We start from the raw sequence: 18,063 nt of genomic DNA, 5'->3' as shown, positions 1-18,063 counted from the left end.
TTGTTATTGAGTTATAATTTGTTTCCTGAATTCTTCGGGTGTTAGCCCGGTTTGTTTCTTAAAGTATTTGGTAAAGTAGGAGTAGTCGCCAAAGTTGAGCTGGTCGGCTACTTCAGAAATCGTTAAACCGGGGTTTACTAATAACCTTTTTGCTTCCAATACAATCCGGTTACGGATTACTTCGCCTGCTGAAATATTCAGCACATCATTACACAGGGCATTGAGATGATTGGGGGTGATGTATAGCAGGGCCGCATAATCCTTCGGCAGTTTTAGCGTGGTGTAATTTTTATCAATCAGTTTCTGAAAGTTGCGCAACAGCGTATAATTATAAGGTGTGGTATTTTTGCTGTGCAGCGGAAATGTTAAACGGCTAAGGCTTATAAACAATTGCAGCATTAAAGCACGTACCATATCCAAAGCCAAACGGCCCGGTGTTTCACTTTCAATTATAATCTGTTCAAAAAGTTGCAATGTTTCTTTGTGCAGGTTTTCTGGAATATCAATCACCTCGTCTGCTGATGCGCCGCTGAAGAACGGGAACTGCTCCAGGTAGTCAGACTGCAACAGGAAGGACTGAAAAAACGGTACAGAGAAATTGATCACATAGCCATCTACCTCGCCCTCAAAATCCCAACTGTGTACCTGACCGGGGATCATGAAGTAAATCTGATATGGCCTAACCGGGAAACTTTGAAAATCGATAGCGTGGCTACCGCCGCCTTTGGTAAAAAACACCAAATGATAAAAAGTATGCTTATGCGCCAAATGTAATTTATGGTGCGATTTAAGATAGGGTGCAAACCTGCTGATGAGGATGTCATCCTGCTTAAATTCAGAAAGGTTGCATATATCGTAAACCGGGAAGCTCTTTTTCATGATACTCAAAGGTACCACGAAATCTGTTTAGCTTATGGTAATAAACATTCGGTTTATGGTACTTTTTACTTATCGTTGAAAAATACTAAAGAAAAAATGCCAGAATACTGACCCCGGCATTGTGTGTTATTAATAGCAGTATTTTCTGATAGCCTCGTAGGCTTCTTTCATACCCAGTTCGCCGGCTTTGCTCAGGTCAAGGCAACCGCTGTTTTTGTCGGTTACATTATTGATTTTAAGCATACCGCGGTCAAAGTAAGTTTGCTTGTCCTTTGGATCGAGGCTAATGGCCGATGTATAATCTGCCACGGCACCATTATAATCTTTAATGAGGGCTTTGGCTTCACCACGCCTGATATATGCTTTTTTGTTTGATGGCATGGTTTCGATAGCCATGTTGTAATCAAGCAGGGCACCGCGCACATCTTTCAGTTTGTATTTGGCGATACCACGGTTGGTATAGGCTTCTGAATTCTGCGGATTAATTTCGATAGCCGAATTGTAATCCAATATAGCGCTGATCGAATCTTTGAGCAGTATATAAGCATCACCGCGTTTAACATATATGTCTTCGTTATGCGGTTGCAGCTCCAGGGCTTTGGCAAAATCCTGCATAGCTCCTGCCGAATCTGGCACCATACTTTTGGCAGTAGCACGCGTTAATAAGGCTTTAACGCTTTTAGGGTATTGGTCAACCACACGGTCGTAGCTGTCTAGTGCACCTGCATAGTCTTTTAAACCTAAACGGGCATTGCCTAAAAACAACATATTGTCTTCGGTACCGCGCAGGTTAATGGCCTTGTTGAGGTCTTCTATTGCACCTTCGTAATCTTTTAGCTCGTTCTTAGTATTACCGCGAAAGGTGTATGCGTTGAACGATGCAGAATCTATCGCGATAGCCTTATTAAAATCGAGCATAGCTTCGCGGGTATTTTGCATGGCATCCCACAATATACCACGCTGTACGTACAGGTCGGCATCTTTAGGGTTGAGTTTTAAACCTTCGTTAACCAGTTTAATAGCTTCGGGGTAATTTTTAGAAAGCGTATAAACGTTACTCAGTTTTGCATAAGCTTCCGCATTTCTCGGGTCCATTTGCAAAACTTTTTGGTAGTCTTGTATGGCCCCGGCATAATCGCGCAATTGTATCTTATCGTTAGCACGTTTACTATAACCTTCGGTATTGCCGGGTTTTAATTCTATTGATTTGCTGAAATCTGCTATAGCCCCGCGATAATCGGCCTGTTGTTCCTTCATTTTACCACGCTCAATGTACGAGCGGTCGTTATTGGGGTTTAACTCAATGGCTTTGGTGTAATCGGCAATGGCACCCAAACTATCTTTAAGCGAATACTTGGCTGATCCACGGATCAGATAAGCCACCTCCGATTTAGGGTTGAAAGCCAGTATCGTATCAGCATCAGCGAAAGCGCCATCGTAATTTTTAGCCGCAATGCTTACGCCTGCGCGGTTTTCATAAGCCTGTATATACTGTGGTTTAAGTTCAATGGCTTTGTTGAAATCGGCCATGGCACCGGTGGTATCTTTAATATTGCGTTTGGCAATACCACGGTAAAGATAAAGTTCGGGGTTGTTGGCGTTAAGCTCAATCGCCTTATCGAAATCTAAAATAGCACCCTGATTGTCTTTGGCGTTAGTATGGGCATTACCGAGGTAGTGGTATAATTCGGCAATATTAGGTTTTAGTGCGATGGCTTTTTTGTAATCATCAATAGCGCCCACATTGTCATGGATATTGCTGCGTGCGTTACCCCGGTAATAGTAGGCTTCGGCACGGTTAGCATCATATTGAAGTGATTTGGTATAATCTGTAATAGCAGCCGTATAATTGGCTATTGTTGCTTCTGAGTTGGCACGGTAATAATACAGGTCGCCATTATTTGGGTTTAATTTAACAGCGGTGTTAAAATCCAGTATTGCACCCTTGCTGTTATTAACATTGGCTTTGGCTAAACCACGGTACTCATATAAATCGGGATTCTTAGGGGTAAGTGTTATTGCTTTTGTAAAGTCGGCAATAGCACCCATGTAATCACGGGTGTTGGTTTTAGCATTGGCCCTGTAATGATAAAGGTTAGCATCGGGCTTTGGTTTCATGCTGATGGCCTTGGTATAATCGTCAATGGCATTAACATAAGCCCTTAAATTACTATTGGCATTTCCGCGGTAGTAATAAGCATCAGCCTTTTTAGGATTAAGCTCTATCGTTTTGGTGAAATCGGCAACGGCTTCTTCGTTTTTCTGAAGATTGCTATAGGCGTTTGCCCGGTAAAAATAAGCGTCAGCAATTTTAGAATTGAGTTCTATAGCTTTGGTGAAATCATCGATGGCTCCCTGATAGTCTTTTTGGTTTGCTTTGTTGTTACCGCTCTGTATTAACTGCTCGGCTGTTTGGGTTTGTGCTAAACACCAAAAAGGTAACAGTAAAAATAACACAGAAAGTATCTTCATAACACGGGAGTGGTTGTCAATATTAAAATAAGGCTCCGACGTTGTTTTATAAGCAATGGGTGTCATTAATAATTTGTATTGCTTGTAAAACTAACATGAGTAAAAATAATGCTTATATACAGTTTATGGTATTAAAATACATATAAACCTGTAAAAAATGTAATTATAGCACTTTAAGTATCCCACACCAATTCAAAGTGACACTTTAAGCAGTTTGTATGTGCATAGATTATGCCAAGTAAAAGCAGAAAGTGATACGCTGTTTGTGAGAAGAGAGCCAGATTAATGCTTACGCCCTTAAATTGTCATTAAGGATAAAATATGAGGCTAAAAGCCGATAACTGTAGGGATAATGCCTGTTAAAATTTGTTAATATAAATTATATTAGAGATAAAGCCGGGACGAATTTCTACAAATGAGGATTCTGTTGGACATTTATACTGATTAAACCGGGGAAATATGAGGAAAAAAATACCCAATCATGAATATGTTATTTTACGGTAAAATTACCATCACCAGTTTTTTAGGTTAAACCTTTATTGTTCCGTTTCGTTAAAGAGGTTGCATTTTATAATGTGTGACAATGTTAACTGTATAAAATGGTATTAATGTTTTAACTCTGTGTTATGGATAAAAAGCAGGAGAGGTAGAATCCGGCTTATATTAATATTCGTAATTTGTTTAAAGTTTGAAAAGGACCTTATATGGGTATATAATTTATACACTATATTAGTTCGGATTTAAAATCTACCTATTACCTTTGTTATAATTGATGAAAGCTCTCCTAAGGCAATTTAAACAATTCTGTGTAGTGGTATGCCTGCTTGTTTGCAGCCATTCGGCTAATGCACAGAATAAATATTCGCAGGTCGACCGGCAGATGAAAGAGTTTAACCGCCTTGTTACCGAAGCTAATATTAATTTTACCCTGCCCGAAGGCTTTAAAGAAGTTACCCCCGTTAACAACGAAGATGTATCTTACGATTATGGCATTGCGTTGCCTGGCCAGGAGTTTGAGATCTGGTTTGAAGTTAAGCCTTATAAACAAATAAGTAAATATTACGCCAATGCCGACTCGGCTTATATTAATATTGGAAAAGAACAGGTTTCTGTTTTTAGTGCCGATAATGCTTATTTTGCCCGAAACTTAAACGACAGAATTTTAGCCCAGTACAATGCCGACGAAGGCAAATCATACCTGGTGAACCTGAGCGATTCGCCGGTAACACGCCATTATAAGTATGCCCTGATTATTACCCTTCAAAAAGACCATACGGGTACTATACTGGCTATTTGTTTAGCCAATGACAAAGGCCCCGAGTTTTTTAAATATATAGACAAGGCCCGAAGCTGCATTAAGTTTAAGTAATGTTATACGTTTGACGTTGTACGTTTGACGTTTCTTGCCCGGGGCGTAGATCATATTTCTTCTCTTTTTATTTTCAGATATAAACGTATTACGTACAACGTCAAACGTATAACGTTTAGCCTAATCCGTTTGACTTAATCCCTTTAACATCGTACATTTGGGATGGTAGGTTTAAACCATGCATCTGCATCAGAACAGATACGTAAAACGTCTAACGTACAACGTTTAACCTCTCCGCCATAAAAAGCATAACCATCATGGAAGAAGTAAATTATAGTGAGGATAGTATACGGTCGCTCGATTGGAAAGAGCATATTCGACTGCGCCCCGGTATGTATATCGGTAAGCTTGGCGATGGTTCTGCCTATGACGATGGTGTATATGTATTGTTGAAAGAGGTTGTAGATAACTCGATTGATGAGTTTGTGATGGGAGCCGGCAGAACCATCGATATTAACATGAGCGACCATAAGGTTTCTGTTCGTGATTATGGCCGGGGTATCCCATTGGGTAAGGTGATTGATTGCGTATCCAAGATCAATACAGGTGGTAAATATGATAGCAAAGCCTTCCAAAAATCTGTAGGCTTAAATGGTGTGGGTACCAAGGCAGTTAACGCGCTTTCGTCAAATTTCGTAGTACAATCGTATCGCGATGGCCGTACCAAAATTGCCGAATTTGCCAAAGGTGAACTGGTTCGTGATGAAGCCGAGAAAGAAACCACCCAGCGCAACGGTACCGCGATAAACTTTATTCCCGACGATAGTATTTTTCGTCATTATCGTTTTATCCCCGAGTTTGTGGATAACATGATCTGGAATTATGTATTCCTGAACGCCGGCCTAAGCATCAACTTTAACGGACAAAAATATTTTTCAGAAAAAGGCCTTCACGATCTTTTATTGCGTAATACCGATGCTGAGACACTGCGTTACCCAATAATTCACCTTAAAGGGAATGATATTGAAGTAGCCATGACCCACGGCCAGCAATACGGCGAAGAGTACTATTCGTTTGTGAACGGGCAAAATACCACCCAGGGCGGTACCCACCAGGCTGCTTTTCGCGAAGCGGTGGTAAAAACCATTCGCGAGTTTTACAAAAAGGAGTTTGATGCATCTGATGTGCGTGGCTCTATCGTAGCAGCAATTGCTATTAAGGTACAGGAGCCGGTATTTGAGTCGCAAACCAAAACTAAGCTGGGTTCGCAAAATGTGGGTCCGGATGGGCCTACGGTTCGTGGTTTTATCAATGACTTTGTTAAAACCGAGCTGGATAACTATCTGCACAAAAATCCGGCAACTGCCGATGCGCTTTTAAAACGGATCCTACAGTCAGAGCGTGAACGTAAAGATATTGCCGGTATTAAAAAACTGGCTAACGAACGTGCCAAAAAAGCATCGTTACACAATCGTAAACTGCGCGATTGTAAGTTACATTTTGGTGATAACCACGAGCGCCGTCGTGATACCACTTTGTTTATTACAGAGGGAGATTCGGCGAGTGGATCGATCACCAAATCGCGTGATGTGCAAACCCAGGCTGTGTTTAGCTTAAAGGGTAAGCCGCTAAACTGCTACGGATTAACCAAAAAGGTGGTTTACGAAAACGAAGAATTTAACCTGCTGCAGCACGCCTTAAATATTGAGGATGGCTTAGATGGTTTAAGCTACAACAACATTGTGATAGCAACTGATGCCGATGTGGATGGTATGCACATCCGTTTACTGTTAATGACTTTCTTTTTGCAATTTTTCCCCGATCTGGTAAAGGCCGGTCACGTATCTATTCTGCAAACACCGTTATTCCGCGTTCGTAATAAAAAAGAAACAATTTACTGCTATAGCGATGAGGAACGCCGCAATGCGATATCAAAATTAGGTAACAAACCAGAGATAACCCGATTTAAAGGTTTGGGTGAAATTTCGCCCGAAGAATTCGGACTGTTTATTGGTAAAGATATGCGCCTCGATCCGGTAATCCTTCGTGATGCCAACATCAAGGGCCTGTTAGAATATTTTATGGGTAAAAATACCCCAACCCGCCAGCAACACATTGTACAAAATCTGCGTGTTGAAAAAGATGATGAAACGGTAAATCCGTTGATTTTGGCTGAAGAGGATGAGGTTAAAGAGGTTGCCTAAAATATTATAAAGTTCTATTTCCCCTCTTGAGAGGGGTTAGGGGTGTGTCTTTATGGTTAACAATAACGCAGAAACACACCCCTGCCATTACACACCCTTTCGCACCCCCTCTCAAGAGGGGATTTGAATAGTTGTCGATAACAACACCAACAATGGCGGAAGTATTAATAACTTCAGAGTATGACAAAAGAAAAAGTAATGGAAACGGTGAAAGATTTACCAGCCAATTTCGAGTTTAACGTTTTGCTGGAGAAGCTGATTTTTATTGATGGGGTAGAAAAAGGCCTTGAGCAAATTGATAAGGGTAATACATTAACTCATAATCAAGCAAAAGAGCAGGTTAAACAATGGTCGAAATAATCTGGTCATAATTAACGCTGAAAAGCTATTTACCATATATCATTTTAAAAGCATTATACACGGCTTGGTGCAAGGCTGTAGCATGCGACTCATCCGGCAAATAATCAAAAAATAACCTAATACGATTATCAACCTTAAGCATATTATAAAGGCCCTGCGCTTCCTGGTACATTTGCTCGTCTTCTTTTCTATTTGGCGCACCTATATAAATATTAACCGGCTTATGCGTTTTGTTTTGCAGTAAGGCATTGGGTTGATGCAGTAAAGCTTCATCTCCCCACCACAAACTTGGGCTTACAATAATATAGGTATTAAATAGGGTTGGATGGTTTAATGCTATCTCGGTAAGCAGCAGCCCTGCCATTGATTCGCCAATAATTGTGCGGTTGGTACTGGCCTTATACTTTTTTTCAATGTAAGGTTGCAGTTCCTTTTGGAGAAAGGCAATATAATTTGTTGATCCGCCATAAGCCGGGAACATTTCTTTCTTAAAGCCTGTCTTTTCCAAGAAATCAAGATTCGCTACAGGGAAGGTGAAATCTTTTCTTCTGTTGATGTTTTTTATACCTACTACAATTGACTGGGGAAACCGGTTTACCCAGGATTGTGTATCGAAACGGATTATACCTGTAAGGTGGATAAAATCTTCATCTACGCCACCATCGGGAATATATATTACGGGATACTTTAGGGTGTCAGTTTGATTATATCCTTCGGGCAAATAAATATTAATCGTTCTGGTTTCATTTAAAATTTTCGAATAATATCCTTCGGTTACACCAATGGTTATGGGCTTACTATTAGCCTGGGCAAATAAATGTGTTGAATAAGCAGCTAAGAGCAATAGTAATAAAGCGAAGTGTTTTTTAGAAATAGCCATTGGGTAGATCGAATTTTGAAATGATCTGCTAAAGGTAATAAATGACAATATTAAAGGGCTCTTATTATTATAAGTGCTTAATAAATAGTGCGTATTTCTTTTTATCAAATCAAATCCCTATATTGTTTCCCCCTCTTTTTTACCCCGGGGGTTACAAATGAATAACCACGAAATAAAAATAAGTTTCGACGAATATGACCATCTAACCGATCTCAACGAAGCAGACCGGGCACTATGTCTCGAAGCCACTAAAGCGCTTGAAAAATCACACTCGCCATACTCAAAATTTAGAGTAGGGGCAGCATTAAGGCTGCAAAGCGGCCGTATAATTTATGGAAGTAACCAGGAAAACGTAGCTTACCCATCTGGCTTATGCGCCGAGCGTGTGGCTTTGTTTCACTGGGGAGCCAATCATTCTGATGATCCTATAGAAAGTATTGCTATTACCGCCCATACCGATGATTTTAAAATCAGCCAGCCGATAACACCTTGCGGATCATGCCTGCAGGTGATGGCCGAGTATGAGAAAAAGCAGGAGCAAAAGATGCGTATTTTATTATTTTGCGAAGATGGGCCCATTTGGGCAGTAGAAGGCAGCGAAAGTTTTTTGCCATTTTTGTTTTTTGAAGATAGATTAGCACATTAGTATTATCATAACCAACCCCAATGAAACCTAAATTTCTGATAATTTTCCTGCTTTTACTTGTAGCGGGCAGGCCATTGTTTGCCCAGCAAGGATTCCCTTTTGCTGATGAAGTGCGTAAATTTAAAACCGCCGATAGTTTAAACTTTCCTAAACCGGGCAGTAATTTGTTTATCGGCAGCTCGTCCATCCGTATGTGGACTGACCTGGAACAACGGTTCCCGGATAAGCGGATAGTAAGGCGTGGCGTTGGTGGCTCTACCCTCGAGCAATGGGTTAAGTACTATACGAGTTACATCCTGTTCCCTTACCAACCCGAGCGCATATTTGTTTATGCGGGTGAAAACGATATTAATGCAGGCCGTACACCCCAGCAGGTGTACCAGGATTTTGTAACGCTGTATAATATGATCCAGCAAAAACTACCGGGGAGTAAGACCTATTGGCTCTCTGTTAAAAAAAGCCCAAGCCGGGCAACACATTACGCAGCTGTTGATAGTACCAATACACTGATTAAAGATTTTATCAGTCATCACAACGCCTGTAAATACATTGATGTAAATACAGTGCTTTACGATCAGAAAACTTCTCTGCCCGATTCATCCTTATTTAAGCCCGATTATCTGCACTTGAAAAAGGAAGGCTACGACCGCTGGCAAAAAGTATTGAAAAAATATATAGAATAAACAGAAAAGGTCTCCCATTATTGGGAGGCCTTTTCTGTTATAAGGGTTTTGAATTGCTTATTTAAATACGCTGTAAACATTAGTGATTTTCCAGCCGTTACCGGTGTTGGTAAGGGTAACATAATTGCTGCGTGTAAAATCGTTATATTTCATATCAACACGGGCAACAGTTACATCAGAGTTGGTGCTTACAATTGAGGTAGTTACGGTGCAAGCTTGTTCGGTGTTAGCGTTTTCTTTAGTAAAGTTTAAAATATCGTCTTTGCTAAAGCTAAGCATGGTTTTACCGCGCAGCATGCTAAATTTTGCTGTTTTATCTACTACCAGGTCAAGGTCGGCCACTTTACCGCGGCTAACAGCGTCAACATAAGTATTGATAGCAAAATAAGGTGAAGCTAATTTATCATCATTTGAAATTGTATTAGCTTTTGCAACTGTGCCAGCTAAAAAAAGGCAAATGCCAAGAGCAAGTGATTTCAAGGTTTTCATAATATTTGTATTTAGTGTTTTAATAAATTTTATACTCATAAGACACCACTGCTACCCAATACGTTACAATCTTGCGTGTTAATTTTATGTGAAGCTTTTTCTGTTTTAGTTAAACAGGTAACAATTTGTTGGTTTTGTTGATAAAGTGATAATGTTTGGTATTATAAAGCATCGGCCCGGGTAACAAATGCTATAAAAAATTGTAAAATATTTTTTTAATAAAAAGTGTATAAAAGCAAAAAGCCACCCCATTTTACAGGGATGGCTTTTTTGCTTAATACTAACTAAACTTTTAACTTACTTTACAACGCTGTAAACGTTTGTAATTTTCCAGGTGCTACCGGTATTGGTAAGGGTAACATAGTTGGTACGGGTAAAAGCTGGGTATTTCATGTCTACTTTTACAACGGTCATGTCGTTGTTCGATTCTACAACCGAAGTGCTGGTGGTACAAGCTTGTTCAACATCTTTGTTTTCTTTAACAAAAGCCATCATATCAGCTTTGCTGAAGCTCAGGATGTTTTTACCTTGCAGGATGCTGAACTTTGCCGAATTATCGATAACCTTGCTCAGGCCTTCAGTTTTACCGTGGCTAACTGCATCAACATAAGTGTTGATGGCATTGTCGGGTGAGGCAACGGCGTTACCATCGTTTAATTTTGTGTTTGCTTTTGCAGCGCCGAATGTAACTAACAAGCAAGCAGCGGCTGCGATTGATTTTAACGTTTTCATTTTTGTTTTTCTATTAACACTCATATAGACGGTAAATACAGGCAAAAGTTGCTTTGTGCAACGCCATTGTTACCCAAATAAAAACTATTGATAAATTGGCTTTAAAACCGCATTTTGTGTGGCGAGATGATAAAATTTGATACCATAATTTATCAATTTGCAGAGCAGGGTGAGAAGACTGGCTGGTCATACATCATCATTCCGCAGGATTTGGCGCTCGAATTAAAACCCGGGAATAAGAAATCATTCCGGGTAAAGGGCTTTTTAGATCATTTTCCAATCGCAGGCGTTGCATTGATGCCCTGGGGCGATGGCAGTTTTATCATGGCCATTAATGCCGATATGCGTAAAGGTATCCATAAAAGTAAAGGTGCCACCATTGCAGTACAGCTCGAAACCCACGACGATTATGTAGTAGAAATGCCCGAAGACTTGCAGGAATGCTTCGATTGCGAACAACCCGAGGCTTTAGAATTTTTCAACTCCCTGCCCCGTGGCCATCGCGATTACTTTATTAAATGGATTAACAGCGCCAAAACAGAACCTACCCGCGCAACCCGAATTGCCAATACCATTAACGCCGCCGCCCGCAGAATGGGGTATTCTGAAATGATAAGGGATTTGAAGGCGAAGAAAGATATATGATTTCGGAATTCGGATGTTTGATTTCGGATTTACGAAAAGCCCGTCATTGCGAGGAACGAAGCAATCGCGAACTATACAGAGCCACTCTGCAAATCGGGGGTTGCTTCGTTCCTCGCGATGACGGGCATGGTGGGTAAGCTTATTACTTACGCATCCACCGCATCATACACAATAACTTTTTCCCAAAGGTGACTGCAATTTTTAACAAATTCCAGGTGGATGGGATGGGTTTGGTAAGTAGCCTGCCCGGCCAGATCGCTAAAGAACATGAGTTCTGATACCGCCCAGCTGTTGTCAACCACGTCGCGTTTTTCGGTGCTGGCAACTACACCGACACGTAGTTCGCGCACGGTTTCTATTTTCGATAATGTTTTTACACCGGCAACCAATTTGTCGCGGTCTTCAATTGATCCCGGGTTTTTAAGCCAGAAAAATACGTGGTGTATTACAGGATATTTGTTTTCCATAGTAGTTAAAGGTAATGCCGATGCTGCCACGCCTGTAGCCAGCGCAGCTGTAGTGGCTATAAATTTTCTTCTGTTCGATGTTTTCATAGATGCTGATATAGAGATCGTCAAGTTATAAAAAAAGTTAATCAGCTATTATTGATTATCGTAAAAATTATAACTTGTGCTTTTAACCCTATGCCATGAAATTCATTATCTGCGTTTTATTATTCGTATTGCCCTGTACTGTTACCCTGGCTCAGAAATTTAGCTACAACCAGGGAGAAGCTTCAACTAAAAACTACTACGAAGAAATCCCTTACGAAACCATCAACGGAAAAATGTTTGTTTACCCCGAGATAGCTGGCGTAAAGCATAAATTTTTATTCGATACCGGCGCACCTGTTGCGATAGATCAGGATTTGGGGCAGAAGTCGGGGGCCAAAGTTATCCATACAGATATAGCTGTTGATGCCTATGGCAATAAAGATTCAATCAAAGTAATGGGCATTGATTTGAAGCTGGGTTCAGTCACTTTTAATAACATCCCGGCTATTACATTAATACCGGCATTTTACAAATGCTGGGGTGTTGAAGGGGTAATAGGCAGCAATTTGCTGCATAACTCTATTGTTAGCATTAACGCTGTAAAGCATATCATTATCATAACTGATCAGGAAAGTAAATTAGCCTTATCCGGCAAAAAAAGCCTTCCACTGATACTTAATGAACAAAGCGACCCTAAAGTAAAACTAACTTTTGGCGATAAAACAGAACTGCTGTTAGGTTTTGATACTGGCGATAGCGAACTATTACGCATCAGCGAAGATGGTATGAACCGATTAAAAAAAGCTGGTGCTTGTGAGGTAATAGCCAAAGGCTATGGCGCTAACAGTTTTAGCGGTGCCGGTGCGCAAAAAGCTGCTGATAAGTACAGGTTCCAGATACCCGTTATAACTTTATGCGGATATAGGTTCGAAAATATAATTACCGAAAGTAATAAACAGGTGGTACCGGGTTTCGGCACAAAAATTCTGAACTATGGCATTATAACCCTGGATTATATAAACAAGAAGTTTTACTTCGAAGGCATTGCTTCCACAACCGATCTGTATGAAAAACAATGGCCTTTTCATCCAACATTATCCGGTGATAAGCTTGTTGTTGGCGTGGTCTGGAAAGATAGCTCAATTGGGATTAAACCAGGCGAGCAAATTACTGCTGTTAATGATGTGGATTATTCGCACATCAACCTATGCGACCTGCTGAATAATAAATCCATTTTAGATGGTAAAGAAACGGCAACGCTTACCATTAAAGATGATAAAGGCGTTGAAAGGAAAGTGCAGATTGATAAACGATAGAAGCAAGAATCGAGAGGCAAGAATCAAGACAGGGCATGCTATCCCTACCATAGTCGGGACGGCATTACAGCCTCAGTAAACTAAATCAATTCTGATAATTAATTAATTCAGAAAATTCTGGTTCAAGACAAAGTAAATTCGAAAATCAAAAACACATTCTTTATCCACACTACACCTCATATCACGCTAATGTTAAGCGTTGTGCGTATATTTACAAATCCGAATAGTTTTTAAGAATGAGTGAAGAAATAACTCCTGAAGATTTCCCGTCTTCTGGTTCTGAAGAGAATAATATGCATAACACCATCTCATTGGATGGTTTATATGAGAACTGGTTTCTGGATTATGCCTCTTATGTAATACTCGACCGTGCCGTTCCGCACATTTATGATGGCTTAAAGCCCGTACAGCGCCGCATTTTGCACTCGCTGAAGGAAATGGACGACGGGCGTTTCAACAAAGCCGCCAACGTAATTGGTAACACCATGAAGTACCACCCGCACGGTGATGCTTCTATTGGCGATGCCATGGTGCAAATAGGACAAAAAAACCTGCTGATTGATTGTCAGGGTAACTGGGGCGACCCGGTAACCGGCGATTCGGCTGCTGCACCGCGTTACATTGAGGCGCGTTTATCAAAATTTGCACTCGATGTGGTGTTTAATGCCGATACTACCATTTGGCAGGCCAGCTATGATGGTCGTAACAAAGAGCCCATTACACTGCCTGTAAAGTTCCCATTGCTACTGGCGCAGGGTGCCGAAGGTATTGCCGTTGGTTTGGCTACCAAAATTATGCCGCATAACTTTATTGAGCTGATTGATGCTGCCATTGGTGTGTTAAAAGGTATCCGCCCGGATCTGGTACCCGATTTCCCGACCGGTGGTATGGCTGATTGCAGTAACTATAATGAAGGCCAGCGTGGCGGGAAAGTACGCGTTAGGGCTAAAATTGTAGAACGCGATAAAAAGACACTGGCTATTACCGAAATCCCTTTCAGCACCACAACCGGTGGTCTGATTGATAGTGTAATCTCTGCCAATGATAAAGGTAAAATTAAGATCAAGAAGATTGAAGATAATACCGCGCAAAATGTAGAGATCGTGATCCACCTGGCGCCGGGGATTTCGCCGGATGTTACTATCGATGCACTTTATGCCTTTACAGATTGCGAAGTTTCTATCTCACCGAACACCTGCGTAATTAAAGGGGATAAGCCGCACTTTATGAGTGTGAACGATATCCTGACCGAGAGCGCACACTACACCAAAGACCTGCTGAAGCAGGAATTGGAAATCCGTTTGAAAGACTTGATGGAGAAGATATTCTTTAGCTCATTGCTGAAAATATTTATCCAGGAAGGGATGTACAAGCACCCGGATTACGAAAACTCTGGCAACTTCGAAAACGTGCTGGAGGTTTTAACCCGTTTGTTTACGCCTTTCTTCCCGCATTTTTATCGGGAGATACTGCCCGAGGATTATAAGAAGCTGATTGATAAGCCAATGAGCAGCATCACCCGCTTTGATGTTAAAAAAGCGGATGAGCAGATGAATACCCTCGAGAAAGAAATTAAAGAGGTAAAGCATCATTTAAAGCACCTGACAGATTATACCATTGCCTGGTACGAACGCCTGAAAGAGAAATACGGCAAAGGCCGCGAGCGTAAAACAGAGCTGCGTACTTTTGATAGGGTAGAAGCTGCACAGGTAGCCCTCGCTAACGTAAAACTATACGTAAACCGCGAAGATGGTTTTATCGGCAGTGGTTTAAAGAAAGATGAGTTTGTAGCCGATTGTTCGGACATTGATGAGATCATCGTTTTCCGTGAGGATGGCCGTTGCATGATTACCAAAGTACAGGATAAGGTATTTGTTGGTAAGGGCATTATTCATGTAGGGGTGTTTAAGAAAAACGACGAGCGCACCATCTACAACATGATCTACAAAGATGGCCAGAGTGGTGTTGCTTATGTAAAACGTTTTGCCGTAGCCGGTGTAACCCGAGATAAGGAATATGACCTTACCAAAGGCACCAAAGGTAGCAAAGTGCTTTACTTTACAGCCAATCCTAATGGTGAGGCCGAGGTGATTAACATTCAATTGAAACCACATTCTAAATTAAAGAAACTGCAGTTCGACGAGGATTTTGCCAATATTGCCATTAAAGGCCGCGGTAGTATGGGTAATATTGTTACCAAGTACCCGGTTAAAAAGATACTGCTGAAAAGCAAAGGTGTATCAACCCTGGCTGGTCGTAAAATTTGGTTTGATGATGTGTTGCGTCGACTCAATGCCGATGGCCGCGGGACTTATCTTGGCGAGTTTGATGGTGACGATCGCATCCTTACGGTACAGAACAACGGAACTTACGAGCTAACTAGTTTCGACCTCAACAATCACTTTGATGATAAGATGATGCTGATTGAGAAATATAACCCCGAAAAAGTATTCTCGGTTGTGCATTACGAAGGCAAGTCGAAAAACTATATGGTTAAACGTTTTCTGTTCGAGAATACGGCCATTGGTAAGCAAACCAGTATCATCAGCGAGGAAAGTGGTTCTAAACTGGTATTACTCTCTGGTGCTGCACAACCCGTTGTTAAGGTAGAGCAATTAAAGGGCAAAGCCCTTGTACCAGAACTGGTTGAACTTAACCTAACCGATTTGATTGATGTAAAAGGTATGAAAGCAATGGGTAACCGCCTCTCTGCCCATACCATCCAAACCATTGAACTGATTGCCGAGCACGACGATGAAGAAGATGTACCAGACCCGGCTCCGGATTCGGTAGAAGATACCGAGCCGGATGTTGTGGCGGAAGATAAGCCTGCACCAGATGTAGCACCATCTGCTAAGCCACAGTTTGTTTCAAAATCAGTTGTAAAACCAACGTCTGAACCTGCACCAGATAATATACCAGAGACTGATAAGCCTGTAAAAGATGTTGATTTTGAGATCACCAATCCGGATGATATTAAGATTGATGATAAAGGGCAGAGCAGTTTGTTTTAAGATTTTAAGGTAACTTGTCAATATTACACGTCATTGCGAGGTACGAAGCAATCCCCGACCTACAGAGTCGCTCTGTACAGTTCGCGATTGCTTCGTTCCTCGCAATGACGTTTTTTTTTAAACTCTCCCTATATACATCACCGTATCATACAAGAAGCGCACCTTGCCGTCAATCTGATGTTCTGCAAAAATCGCTTTCAGATCATTCAAAAATACTTTCCCTTCAGCAGTTTCAGGCAATGGCACATAAGATGATGACAGTGACCTGCCGATTAATCCTTCTTCATCAAATACCTGCTCGTTAGGGTAAGAGATAGTTTCAAATTTACCCTGATCGAAGAAACCGGCCAGACGTTCGCCGTTAAGGGTTTTGTCTTTTACTTCTTTATAGTCGCCGCTGTATTTTAATAATAATTTGTCGTAAGCTATGGCGAAGGCATCTGTATCGGCTTTGCGCACATTCCAAAGCAATACCACGGCACCGTTTGGTTTAAGTACCCGCTTAAACTCCACGCGCGATTTCTCAACATCAAACCAATGGAATGCCGTTGCGCTGGTGATCAGGTCAATGCTGTTAGCTAACAAATTGGTATGCTCTGCTGTACCTGCTACCGAGGTGAAATTTTTATAACCTTTCAAATCGCTTTCGGCAAAGGCTTTCATGGGTTCGTTGGGTTCAACGGCGTAAACCTTGTAGCCTTTATCTAACAAAAGTTTGGTGAAAATGCCGGTGCCAGAACCAATGTCGGCTATGTACGAATCTGCATTTAAGTTAAATTCCTGTTGCAAAGATTGGAGAACAGCTTCGGGATAGCCCGGACGATACTTTACATAATTTCCTACGCGGTTAGAAAACCGAACGGTTGGTTCGGCGCTTAGAGACAATGTTTGTTGCATGCGATTGCGTTATAATTTAAATACTAACGTAAAAAGCGGCTTCAAATACATGCCCCGGTACTAATTTTTGAATTCCTTCTTTTTTGCTGATGTCTGTTGCTCCGCTGGTTGAGTCCGCACAACCTAGCCATGGTTCTATACAAACAAAGTCGGCCCCGGGTTTGGCCCAGATCCCCAGGTAGTTAAAATGCGGGAATTCTACCGATAAAGTATGCTCGTGTTTATCGCTCTTGATAGTTACCTGGCGGCTATTCAATTTCTTGAAAACTAAGGCATCCTCATCAAATAAATGACGGGTTAAATGCAACTTGGGCCCATCTAATGGCACATGGCGGGTCTCGCCGGTAAAGAAACCATCGGCAGATAACATGTGGGTATCCAGTTTTTCGCCGGTTTCAAATTCAAGGTAATAATCTTCATAAGCCGAACCTTCTGTACTACTGAAAGGTACATTAAAAGCCGGGTGACCGCCTACCGAAAACCAGATAGGCTTGGTATCCATATTAACCACTTTGTAAGTAACGCGAAGTGCATTATCAATCAGATCATAAATAATCTGATAGTTAAATTTAAAAGGATAAACAGCAAGGGTAGCGTCCGAGTATGGCAACGAGAACAATGCATGTTGCTTAGTAGTTTCCGAACCCAGTTTTAATTCAGAAGGGCGGATAAAGCCATGCCTCTGCATTGGGTAGGTTTGGCCATCAACTTGTAATTCGTTATCAATTAAGCCACCTACTACCGGGAAAAGGTTTGGTGCATGCCAGCCCCAGATGTTAGGATCGCCCTGCCACAAATGCTCAATACCTGCGGCTTTATTATAGATGGATGTTAATTCGCCGCCCTGCGATCGGATGGCAACTTTGAGGTAATTGTTTTCAATGATAGTCATGTTGTGGGGGATTTATCACTAAGATAACATTCACAACAATGCAATTCGCATTCAGTTTATTTTTGTGACAAACTTTAGAAGAGAGTCAGGAATCGAGAGTTAGGAAACGGGACTTTCTTTCAAATTTGTCATTGCGAGTGATAGCGTGGCA

Annotated in this window: 16 protein-coding genes; 8 read left to right on the top strand and 8 right to left on the bottom strand. The window is 41.3% G+C overall.

The genetic code is table 11. From position 1 onward, the window contains the following. Positions 1–3 precede the first annotated feature (3 nt). Positions 4–879, bottom strand: coding sequence for an AraC family transcriptional regulator (locus PQO05_RS21945; protein ID WP_273629591.1), 876 nt, complete (start codon positions 877–879; stop codon positions 4–6). A gap of 129 nt (positions 880–1,008) precedes the next feature. Continuing rightward, positions 1,009–3,351, bottom strand: coding sequence for a tetratricopeptide repeat protein (locus PQO05_RS21940; RefSeq protein ID WP_273629590.1), 2,343 nt, complete (start codon positions 3,349–3,351; stop codon positions 1,009–1,011). Between the two features lie 772 nt (positions 3,352–4,123). Between PQO05_RS21940 and PQO05_RS21935 the strand changes: the two genes are divergently transcribed. The 3 genes from PQO05_RS21935 to PQO05_RS21925 all read left to right on the top strand — a co-directional run bounded on the left by PQO05_RS21935 (position 4,124) and on the right by PQO05_RS21925 (position 7,224). After that, positions 4,124–4,720 (top strand): hypothetical protein, encoded by a 597-nt coding sequence (locus PQO05_RS21935; RefSeq protein ID WP_273629589.1) that lies wholly within the window; start codon positions 4,124–4,126, stop codon positions 4,718–4,720. 257 nt (positions 4,721–4,977) lie between these two features. Then, complete coding sequence (locus PQO05_RS21930) at positions 4,978–6,864, top strand: DNA topoisomerase IV subunit B (RefSeq protein ID WP_273629588.1); 1,887 nt, start codon at positions 4,978–4,980, stop codon at positions 6,862–6,864. 180 nt (positions 6,865–7,044) lie between these two features. Beyond that, positions 7,045–7,224, top strand: coding sequence for a hypothetical protein (locus PQO05_RS21925; protein ID WP_273629587.1), 180 nt, complete (start codon positions 7,045–7,047; stop codon positions 7,222–7,224). A gap of 25 nt (positions 7,225–7,249) precedes the next feature. On the opposite strand, the gene PQO05_RS21920 is transcribed toward PQO05_RS21925, so the two are convergent. Continuing rightward, positions 7,250–8,104 carry an alpha/beta hydrolase gene (locus PQO05_RS21920; RefSeq protein ID WP_273629586.1) on the bottom strand — a complete coding sequence of 285 codons (855 nt, stop codon included), beginning with the start codon at positions 8,102–8,104 and terminating at the stop codon, positions 7,250–7,252. 157 nt (positions 8,105–8,261) lie between these two features. On the opposite strand from PQO05_RS21920, the gene PQO05_RS21915 reads away from it, so the two are divergent. Both PQO05_RS21915 and PQO05_RS21910 read left to right on the top strand, forming a co-directional pair. Next, positions 8,262–8,750 carry a cytidine deaminase gene (locus tag PQO05_RS21915; RefSeq protein ID WP_273629585.1) on the top strand — a complete coding sequence of 163 codons (489 nt, stop codon included), beginning with the start codon at positions 8,262–8,264 and terminating at the stop codon, positions 8,748–8,750. 20 nt (positions 8,751–8,770) lie between these two features. Further along, positions 8,771–9,433, top strand: a complete 663-nt coding sequence (locus PQO05_RS21910; protein WP_273629584.1) for a GDSL-type esterase/lipase family protein — start codon at positions 8,771–8,773, stop codon at positions 9,431–9,433. A gap of 57 nt (positions 9,434–9,490) precedes the next feature. Here PQO05_RS21910 and PQO05_RS21905 read toward each other — a convergent pair whose 3' ends face one another. Beyond that, entirely contained in the window at positions 9,491–9,922 is a 432-nt protein-coding gene (locus tag PQO05_RS21905) for a nuclear transport factor 2 family protein (RefSeq protein ID WP_273629583.1), read from the bottom strand. Between the two features lie 297 nt (positions 9,923–10,219). Beyond that, positions 10,220–10,654, bottom strand: coding sequence for a nuclear transport factor 2 family protein (locus PQO05_RS21900; RefSeq protein WP_273629582.1), 435 nt, complete (start codon positions 10,652–10,654; stop codon positions 10,220–10,222). 126 nt (positions 10,655–10,780) lie between these two features. Here PQO05_RS21900 and PQO05_RS21895 point away from each other — a divergent pair, with 126 nt between their 5' ends. Beyond that, positions 10,781–11,299, top strand: a complete 519-nt coding sequence (locus tag PQO05_RS21895; RefSeq protein WP_273629581.1) for a YdeI/OmpD-associated family protein — start codon at positions 10,781–10,783, stop codon at positions 11,297–11,299. A gap of 146 nt (positions 11,300–11,445) precedes the next feature. Here PQO05_RS21895 and PQO05_RS21890 read toward each other — a convergent pair whose 3' ends face one another. Then, positions 11,446–11,853, bottom strand: a complete 408-nt coding sequence (locus PQO05_RS21890) for a Dabb family protein (RefSeq protein WP_273629580.1) — start codon at positions 11,851–11,853, stop codon at positions 11,446–11,448. Between the two features lie 95 nt (positions 11,854–11,948). Here PQO05_RS21890 and PQO05_RS21885 point away from each other — a divergent pair, with 95 nt between their 5' ends. Both PQO05_RS21885 and PQO05_RS21880 read left to right on the top strand, forming a co-directional pair. Further along, entirely contained in the window at positions 11,949–13,109 is a 1,161-nt protein-coding gene (locus PQO05_RS21885) for an aspartyl protease family protein (RefSeq protein ID WP_273629579.1), read from the top strand. Positions 13,110–13,345: 236 nt separating this feature from the next. Beyond that, entirely contained in the window at positions 13,346–16,123 is a 2,778-nt protein-coding gene (locus tag PQO05_RS21880; protein ID WP_420490369.1) for a DNA gyrase/topoisomerase IV subunit A, read from the top strand. Between the two features lie 117 nt (positions 16,124–16,240). On the opposite strand, the gene PQO05_RS21875 is transcribed toward PQO05_RS21880, so the two are convergent. Together PQO05_RS21875 and PQO05_RS21870 are read right to left on the bottom strand one after the other, a co-directional pair. After that, positions 16,241–17,020 carry a class I SAM-dependent methyltransferase gene (locus PQO05_RS21875; RefSeq protein WP_273629578.1) on the bottom strand — a complete coding sequence of 260 codons (780 nt, stop codon included), beginning with the start codon at positions 17,018–17,020 and terminating at the stop codon, positions 16,241–16,243. A 16-nt stretch (positions 17,021–17,036) separates the two neighbouring features. Then, positions 17,037–17,912, bottom strand: a complete 876-nt coding sequence (locus PQO05_RS21870) for an aldose 1-epimerase family protein (RefSeq protein WP_273629577.1) — start codon at positions 17,910–17,912, stop codon at positions 17,037–17,039. Positions 17,913–18,063: the final 151 nt, after the last annotated feature.

This window comes from Mucilaginibacter jinjuensis (assembly GCF_028596025.1).
Lineage (GTDB): Bacteria > Bacteroidota > Bacteroidia > Sphingobacteriales > Sphingobacteriaceae > Mucilaginibacter > Mucilaginibacter jinjuensis.
This window is presented reverse-complemented; position numbering and strand designations above follow the sequence as displayed.